The organism is Vibrio sp. 10N.222.46.A1, assembly GCF_041473595.1.
GTDB lineage: Bacteria > Pseudomonadota > Gammaproteobacteria > Enterobacterales > Vibrionaceae > Vibrio > Vibrio tasmaniensis_A.
Window position 1 is genome coordinate 10,255 of the sequence record NZ_JBFRSN010000257.1, and the last position, 8,000, is coordinate 18,254.

An 8,000-nucleotide genomic window follows, 5' to 3' on the forward strand; every position below is an offset into this window, starting at 1 on the left:
CGGGGCAGGCGCTCGTGAACCTAGCTTCATCGGCTATTGATATCTCTGATGGCGTTATTGCCGATTTAAAACACATCCTTAAGCGTTCTCAGGTCGGTGCAAGCATTGATGTGAGTGCGTTACCAATCTCCGCTGAATTACTTCAATTCTCTTCTGATACCGGTTCTGCACAGCAGTATGCATTGACCAGTGGTGAAGAGTACGAACTCTGCTTTACCGTGCCGGAAGAGAATAAAGGTTCATTGGAAAGTGCTTTGTCGCACACAGGTACAAAAGTCACCTGCATTGGCCAGATAAGACCTGTAGAATATTTTGAATTACACAATAATGGTGAACCACTAAGCTGGAACTTAACTGGTTACGATCACTTTAAGGTTAATTGATGACAAATCCACTTTCTCTTATTTCTCTTAAAAATCCTTGGCACTTATTGGCTACGGGTTTTGGCAGTGGCTTATCGCCGATTATTCCAGGCACAATGGGCACGCTTGCGTCGATTCCATTTTATCTATTGCTGGTTCAGTTACCGTTTCCTGCTTATGTCGCAGTAGTGGTTGTTAGTTGTATTATCGGTATCAAGATCTGCCAGGTGACATCTGATGATATGGGTGTACACGACCATGGCTCTATCGTATGGGATGAGTTTGCGGGCTTTTGGATCACCATGGGCCTAGTGCCTTTATTGAATATCCCTACGGATGACTGGAAATGGTTATTCACTGGTTTTGTTCTATTTCGCTTTTTCGATATGGTGAAGCCTTGGCCTATTGGCTGGCTAGATAAACGAGTACACGGCGGCTTAGGTATCATGATTGATGATATCGTGGCGGGTATTATGGCGGCTGTTGCCTTGTACGCAGTGGCACATTTCGCGGGCTGGTTAGTTTAAGTTAGCTAAAGGATTAAGACTTAGTTGCAAGCACATTAAGCTAAGTCTCGGATACTAAAAAGGTTGACCCTAGGGCCAACCTTTTTTGCTTTTATTGCTTTTATTGCTTACGATTTTAGAGCTTACGAGCTTACGAGCTTACGAGCTTACGTGTTAAGGCTATTTAGCAAGATAGTCAGAGATCGACTTCTCAATGCCTTTCGCATCTAAGCCAAGCTCTTCATGCAGCTCATCCTGTGTTCCTTGAGCAATAAACTTGTCTGGGAGGCCAAGATTCAATACTGGCATCAGTAGTTTCTCTTGCATCAAGAATTCAATCACACCCGCGCCCGCACCACCTGCTATTGCGTTTTCTTCGATAGTAACAAGTACATCGTAGTCTGCAGCAAGTTGTTTGATCAAAGCTTCATCGAGTGGCTTCACAAAGCGCATATCAGCCACTGTCGCATCGATAGCGTCTGCGGTTTGAAGTGCACTCTCAAGGAAAGTACCGAAGCTTAGGATAGCGACTTTCGAGCCATCTTTTGCTTTTTTGCTTTCGCGAACGATACGACCTTTACCAATCTCTAGCGCAGTAAACTCACTTTGAATCTCGGTGCCCATACCATTACCACGAGGATAACGAACGGCACTTGGACCTGTGTGCTGGTGGCCAGTGTATAGCATTTGGCGACATTCGTTTTCGTCGCTTGGTGCCATGATCACCATGTTTGGAATACAGCGCATAAAGCTTAAGTCGAACGCACCTTGGTGTGTTTGACCATCGGCGCCAACAAGACCTGCACGGTCAATAGCGAACATAACCGGTAGATCCATGATAGCGACATCGTGGATCAGTTGATCGTAGCCACGTTGTAAGAACGTCGAGTAGATAGCCACAATCGGCTTATCACCCGCAATCGCCATACCCGTTGCTAGTGTCACTGCGTGCTGCTCAGCAATCGCTACATCGAAGTACTGTTCTGGGTATTCTTTCGAGAAACGCACCATGCCAGAACCTTCACGCATTGCTGGCGTAATTGCCATCAGCTTAGGATCTTGCGCAGCCATATCACACAGGAAGTCGCCAAAAATCTTAGAGAAAGTTGGTTTCGAGCTGGTGCTCTTAGGCAGACTTGAGTGTGCGGGATCGAATTTCGGAACGCCGTGGTAACCGATTGGATCTTTCTCTGCTGGCTCGTAGCCTTTGCCTTTCTTGGTCATGATATGCAGGAACTGAGGGCCTTTTAGGTCTCTCATGTTCTTCAGCGTTTTAATCAGCTCATTCACATCGTGACCGTCAACCGGACCAATGTAGTTAAAGCCTAACTCTTCAAACATGGTGCCAGGGACAACCATGCCTTTTAGATGTTCTTCTGTACGACGAACGAGCTCTTTAATCGGCGGAACGCCCGATAGCACTTTCTTGCCGCCCTCACGAATTGACGTGTAAAGACTGCCAGAAAGAACTTGAGCTAGGTGATTGTTTAGCGCACCGACGTTTTCAGAGATCGACATCTCGTTATCGTTCAGGATAACCAGCATGTCATTGTGAATATCACCCGCGTGGTTCATCGCTTCGAAGGCCATACCTGCGGTAATCGCGCCATCACCAATCACACTGACGACTTTACGGTTCTTGCCCTCTTTCTTCGCACTGATCGCCATACCAAGTCCGGCGCTGATCGATGTTGAAGAGTGACCAACAGAAAGCGTGTCGTATTCGCTCTCTTGCCGCCATGGGAATGGATGCAGTCCATCTTTTTGACGGATAGTCGATAAGCGGTCACGACGACCTGTAAGGATCTTGTGCGGGTAGGCTTGGTGACCAACATCCCAAACCAACTGGTCAAAAGGCGTGTTGTACACGTAGTGCAGAGCAACGGTTAGCTCTACCGTACCTAAGCCCGATGCTAAGTGGCCACTTGACTGGCTCACTGAGTTTAGAAGATAGGTGCGTAATTCATCACAAAGCTGTGTAAGCGTCTCTTTTGGAAGTAGACGCAAATCCTCTGGCTTATCAGCCAAAGCAAGAGTTGGGTACTTGGATATATCAAGAGTCATAGGTAATGCGCGCTTATTGTCTTAGTTCTTGCGCTCGATGACGTATCGGGCGAACTCTTCGAGTAACTGGGTATTGTATGGGATTGCAGCCAAAGCTTGAAGCGCTTCCTGTAGCAGAGTTTGCGCTTTTTCTTGAGCGCCCTCTAAACCTAACAAAGAAGGGTAGGTGCTTTTGTTCAATTCTTGATCAGAGCCCTGTGGTTTACCCAAAGTTTCGGTATCGCTAATGATATCTAAAATATCATCCTGAACTTGGAAGGCTAACCCGATTGCATCGGCGTACTTATCTAATTGAGGCATCACTTCGAACGCTTTTTCGCCAGCAGCTAGAGCACCTAAACGAATCGCACTCTTCATTAGAGCACCAGTCTTGTTACGGTGAACTTCTTCTAACTCCTCTAGCGTGACAGAGCGGTTTTCAGCTTCAATATCAAGTGCTTGTCCAATACACATACCTTGTGCACCAGATGCTTCTGCTAGGCGTTGAATCATTCGAACGCGATTGCTTTCCCCGTCAGCACTTAATGTGCCTTCCGCAAGTATAGTAAACGCGAGAGTTTGTAGTGCATCGCCAGTTAAAATTGCCGTTGCTTCATCGTATTTAATGTGACAAGTCTGATGGCCACGACGCAATTCGTCGTCGTCCATTGCTGGAAGGTCGTCGTGAATCAGAGAATAGGCATGAATACATTCGATTGCTGAAGCTGGAGTGTCGAGTTCTTCCGCAGTGCAACCGAGCATTTCCCCTGTAATGTAGACAAGAAACGGACGTGCGCGTTTGCCGCCTAAAAGTAACCCATAACGCATCGCGTTAATGAGATTCTGATTTTGGTGTGGCAGGCGATCAAGCCAAAGGTTAAGTTGCTCGTTATTACGTGCTTGATAAGACAATAACGTCTCGATCATAGGGGATCTCATACAATTTGTTATTCAGGTTGTGGGTTAAAGTCACTCAGTTCTGCATTTTCATCATTTTGCAGCAGGATGCTAACACGCTGTTCAGCGTCGTTTAGTTTACTTTGACCAGCACGAGCGAGGGAGATGCCTCGTTCGAACTTTTTCAGCGCATCATCTAAAGCTAGATCACCATTTTCTAGTTGATCAACCAAGCCATCAAGCTCTTCGATAGCCGCTTCAAAGCTCATATTTTCAGGTTTCTTAGTAGCCATAATAAATCTGCGTTTGGAAAGATGAACGAACGTTACCCTAGGCCGCTGAGATGGTCAAATGTAACCAAGAATTTTTGCTAGAAAGTTCGTTTTTAAGGCGCTTGAATTTACTTTGATTGAATAACCGTGGCTTTATCGAGTTTATACGCTTTGGATAAGTCCAAAGTAAGCCAATAGTTGTGATTCAAAAACGAAAAGTGTGATACTTAGACGAAGAATTAACTAAAAGATCTTATAGTCTTGCCGATAAGAATATTATCGTCGACGTAGAACTGTAAAAAAGCATGAGGAGTGCTCAGTGGATTTAGCAACCCTAATAGGTTTGATTGGTGGATTTGCCTTCGTAATTATGGCAATGATCCTAGGTGGAAGCCTCGGGATGTTCTATGACACGACATCCGTTTTGATCGTGATTGGTGGTTCAACGTTTGTTGTTCTAATGAAATTCACCATGGGACAGTTCTTTGGTGCGGCAAAAATTGCCGGTAAAGCATTTATGTTTAAAGCCGATGAGCCAGAAGATCTTATTGCTAAAGTCGTAGAGATGGCGGATGCCGCGCGTAAAGGCGGTTTCTTAGCACTTGAAGAGATGGAAATCAGCAACAGTTTCATGCAAAAGGGTATCGACCTATTGGTTGATGGCCATGATGGTGATGTAGTGCGTGCAGCACTGCAAAAAGACATCGCGTTAACCACAGAACGTCACGAACAGGGCGCTAAAGTATTTACAGCTTTTGGTGATGTTGCACCCGCAATGGGTATGATTGGTACCTTGGTTGGTTTGGTTGCCATGCTTTCGAACATGGATGATCCAAAAGCGATCGGGCCGGCGATGGCGGTTGCACTTTTAACCACTCTATATGGTGCAATTCTTTCGAACATGGTGTTCTTCCCTATCGCGGACAAACTTGCTCTACGTCGTGACCAAGAGACACTGAATCGTCGTTTGGTGATGGATGGCGTACTCGCGATTCAAGATGGTCAAAACCCACGAGTTATTGACGGTTACCTGAAGAGTTACCTTAACGAAGGTAAACGTACGATTGATGGTGAAATGGCTTAAGGGGAATAAAAATGGATGAAGAAAATCCATGTAAATGTCCCCCTCCGGGTTTGCCACAATGGATGGGAACATTTGCTGACTTGATGTCATTGTTGATGTGTTTCTTTGTACTGCTCCTCTCATTCTCTGAGATGGACGTACTGAAATTTAAACAGATCGCAGGCTCAATGAAATTCGCGTTTGGTGTACAAAACCGCTTGGAAGTAAAAGACATTCCTAAAGGTACCAGCATTATTGCGCAGGAGTTTCGTCCTGGTCGCCCAGAACCGACGCCTATTGATGTAATCATGCAGCAAACCATTGATATTACGCAGCAAACTCTAGAGTTTCATGAAGGGGAATCTGAGCGTGCTGGCGGTACGATGCGTGATCAGGGCAAGATGACGGGGGGTAAATCAGCAGAGGTTTCTGCGCACAACAACCAAAACTCAGAATCAGATCAGCAGCAACAGCAAGCTCAAGAACAGTCTCAAGAGATGGAAACCTTGATGGAGAGCATCAAGAAGGCGTTGGAGCGAGAGATCGACCAAGGCGCGATTGAGGTGGAAAACCTTGGCCAGCAAATTGTGATTCGAATTCGCGAGAAGGGTGCATTCCCATCAGGATCCGCTTTCCTACAGCCTAAGTTCCGACCTTTGGTGAGACAGGTTGCCGAGTTAGTGAAAGATGTTCCGGGCATTGTCCGAATCTCTGGGCATACTGATAATCAACGTCTTGATTCTGAGCTTTACCGTTCTAATTGGGACTTATCATCGCAGCGTGCGGTGTCTGTGGCTCAAGAGATGGAAAAGGTCCGTGGTTTCTCTCATCAACGCTTAAGAGTGCGTGGTATGGCTGATACTGAGCCAGTAGAGCCGAACGATACTGAATGGCAACGTAGCTTAAACCGTCGTGTTGAAATCAGTATTATGCAGGGCGAACCGCTTTACAGTGAAGAAGTCCCAGTAATCACTGAATAGTATTTACCAAGAATATGCATCCCAAAGCTCAATCTGTCGTAGATTGGGCTTTTTCTTTGTCTGATACACAAAAGGGTTTGTACCAAGCTAGTAAGAGAAGAGAAGAGAAGAGAAGAGAAGAGAAGAGAAGATATGGATAAATGAGCTTGGATGAAATCGAGACGATAGTTTGTCACTAAGGTGAGTTTATTAATGGCACCAAAGCACGCACTCTTTTCCTTGTTTGATTTTCTCATGTATAATTCGCGCCCTTAGATTTAATATTGATCTATTATTGCTTCAATAACTATGTGAAATGACCTTTTACGTGGTGATGAACCTATTAAAATTGTGAACCTTATTGGCGTGAAAGTACTATGAAATTTATTGTTAAGCCCCACCCGGAAATTTTTGTAAAAAGTGAATCGGTGCGTAAGCGCTTCACAAAGATTCTAGAACGTAATATTCGTACTATTCTTCAGCGTCGTACTGAGTCTGTGGCTGTCTTCAACCGCCGTGACCATATCGAAGTGACGTCTGAGAGCGACAAATACTTTAAAGAAACACTTGAAGTATTGACGCAAACTCCGGGTATTCATCACTCCCTTGAAGTTCAGCAATCAGAATTTAAAGACCTGCACAATATTTACGAGCAAGTTCTCGAGCGTAGCGGTGCTCTTATTGAAGGTAAGACTTTCTCTGTACGTGCTAAGCGTCGTGGTAAGCATGATTTTACTTCTATCGAGCTAGAACGCTACGTAGGCGGCGGTCTAAATCAAGCGGTTGAATCAGCAAAAGTAAAACTGAAAAATCCAGATATTACCGTTAAAGTTGAAGTCGAGAACGATAAGCTAAACCAAGTTATTGAACGTCATAAAGGCCTAGGTGGTTTCCCTCTTGGTACTCAAGAAGATCTGCTTAGCTTGATCTCTGGTGGCTTTGATTCTGGTGTTTCAAGCTACTTACACATCAAACGTGGTTCTAAAGTGCATTACTGCTTCTTCAATCTTGGTGGCCCTGCTCACGAGATTGGTGTTAAGCAGGTTTCTCATTATCTATGGGATAAATACGGTTCATCTGCAAAGGTGAAGTTCATCTCTATTGATTTTGAACCTGTAGTTGCAGAGATCCTTGAGAACGTTGAAGACGGTCAAATGGGCGTTGTTCTTAAGCGTATGTTCATGCGTGCTGGTGGTATGGTTGCAGAGCGTTTTGGTATCGAAGCACTAGTAACGGGTGAAGCTCTTGGTCAGGTTTCTAGCCAAACGCTAACTAACCTGCGTCATATCGACAACGTGACGGACACTTTGATCCTTCGTCCACTGATCAACTGGGACAAAGAAGACATCATCGACCTGTCTCGTAAGATTGGTACTGAAGACTTCGCTAAAGTAATGCCTGAGTATTGTGGTGTTATCTCTAAGAAGCCAACCGTGAAAGCGAAGAAAGGCAAACTAGAAGCGGAAGAAGCTAAGTTTAACTTCGAAGTGCTGGAGCAAGTGATCGAGAACGCTCGTATTATGGATATCCGTGATATCGAGAAAGAGAGCCAAGAACAGGCACCAGAAGTGGAGCAAGTTCAAGCCGTTGCTGAGCACGCTGTCGTTCTTGATATCCGTAGCCCAGACGAAGAAGATGAAAGCCCGCTAGAGATCGATGGTGTTGAAATCAAACACATCCCGTTCTTCAAGCTTTCAACTCAGTTTGGTGACCTAGACCAATCGAAAGAGTACTTGTTGTACTGTGACCGTGGTGTCATGAGCCGTCTGCAAGCGCTTTACTTGCAAGAACAAGGCTTCCACAACGTTAAGGTTTACCGCCCATAGTGGTGTGTTGACCAACCGTTAATAATTTTGCAAAGCCGCATACTGAAAAGTAAGCGGCTTTTTTATTGTCTA

At 45.2% G+C, this 8,000-nt stretch carries 8 protein-coding genes; 5 read left to right on the forward strand and 3 right to left on the reverse strand.

Going from position 1 to position 8,000, the window contains the following annotated elements; translation table 11 throughout:
- On the forward strand, positions 1–383 hold a 383-nt coding region (locus tag AB4496_RS08960; protein WP_372130830.1), incomplete at its 5' end, for an AIR synthase-related protein.
- A complete protein-coding gene (gene pgpA, locus AB4496_RS08965; protein WP_009847467.1) occupies positions 383–889 on the forward strand; it encodes a phosphatidylglycerophosphatase A in 507 nt (168 codons plus the stop codon). The genes AB4496_RS08960 and pgpA, both read left to right, overlap by 1 nt.
- 159 nt (positions 890–1,048) lie before the next feature.
- On the opposite strand, the gene dxs is transcribed toward pgpA, so the two are convergent.
- The 3 genes from dxs to xseB are packed head-to-tail and all read right to left on the reverse strand — an operon-like array spanning position 1,049 to position 4,101.
- Complete coding sequence (dxs, locus tag AB4496_RS08970) at positions 1,049–2,932, reverse strand: 1-deoxy-D-xylulose-5-phosphate synthase (protein ID WP_009847466.1); 1,884 nt, start codon at positions 2,930–2,932, stop codon at positions 1,049–1,051.
- 21 nt (positions 2,933–2,953) lie between these two features.
- The gene (gene ispA, locus AB4496_RS08975) at positions 2,954–3,838 is read right to left on the reverse strand and encodes a (2E,6E)-farnesyl diphosphate synthase (protein WP_009847465.1); all 885 of its coding nucleotides are present in this window, start codon (positions 3,836–3,838) and stop codon (positions 2,954–2,956) included.
- 20 nt (positions 3,839–3,858) lie between these two features.
- The gene (gene xseB / locus AB4496_RS08980; RefSeq protein WP_004734405.1) at positions 3,859–4,101 is read right to left on the reverse strand and encodes an exodeoxyribonuclease VII small subunit; all 243 of its coding nucleotides are present in this window, start codon (positions 4,099–4,101) and stop codon (positions 3,859–3,861) included.
- Positions 4,102–4,399: 298 nt separating this feature from the next.
- Here xseB and pomA point away from each other — a divergent pair, with 298 nt between their 5' ends.
- From pomA to thiI, 3 genes are all read left to right on the forward strand, one after another.
- On the forward strand, positions 4,400–5,164 hold the full coding sequence (pomA, locus tag AB4496_RS08985) for a flagellar motor protein PomA (protein ID WP_009847464.1): 765 nt from the start codon (positions 4,400–4,402) through the stop codon (positions 5,162–5,164).
- An 11-nt stretch (positions 5,165–5,175) separates the two neighbouring features.
- Positions 5,176–6,123, forward strand: a complete 948-nt coding sequence (locus AB4496_RS08990; protein ID WP_009847463.1) for a flagellar motor protein MotB — start codon at positions 5,176–5,178, stop codon at positions 6,121–6,123.
- Between the two features lie 356 nt (positions 6,124–6,479).
- On the forward strand, positions 6,480–7,928 hold the full coding sequence (thiI, locus tag AB4496_RS08995) for a tRNA uracil 4-sulfurtransferase ThiI (protein ID WP_009847462.1): 1,449 nt from the start codon (positions 6,480–6,482) through the stop codon (positions 7,926–7,928).
- Positions 7,929–8,000 lie beyond the last annotated feature (72 nt).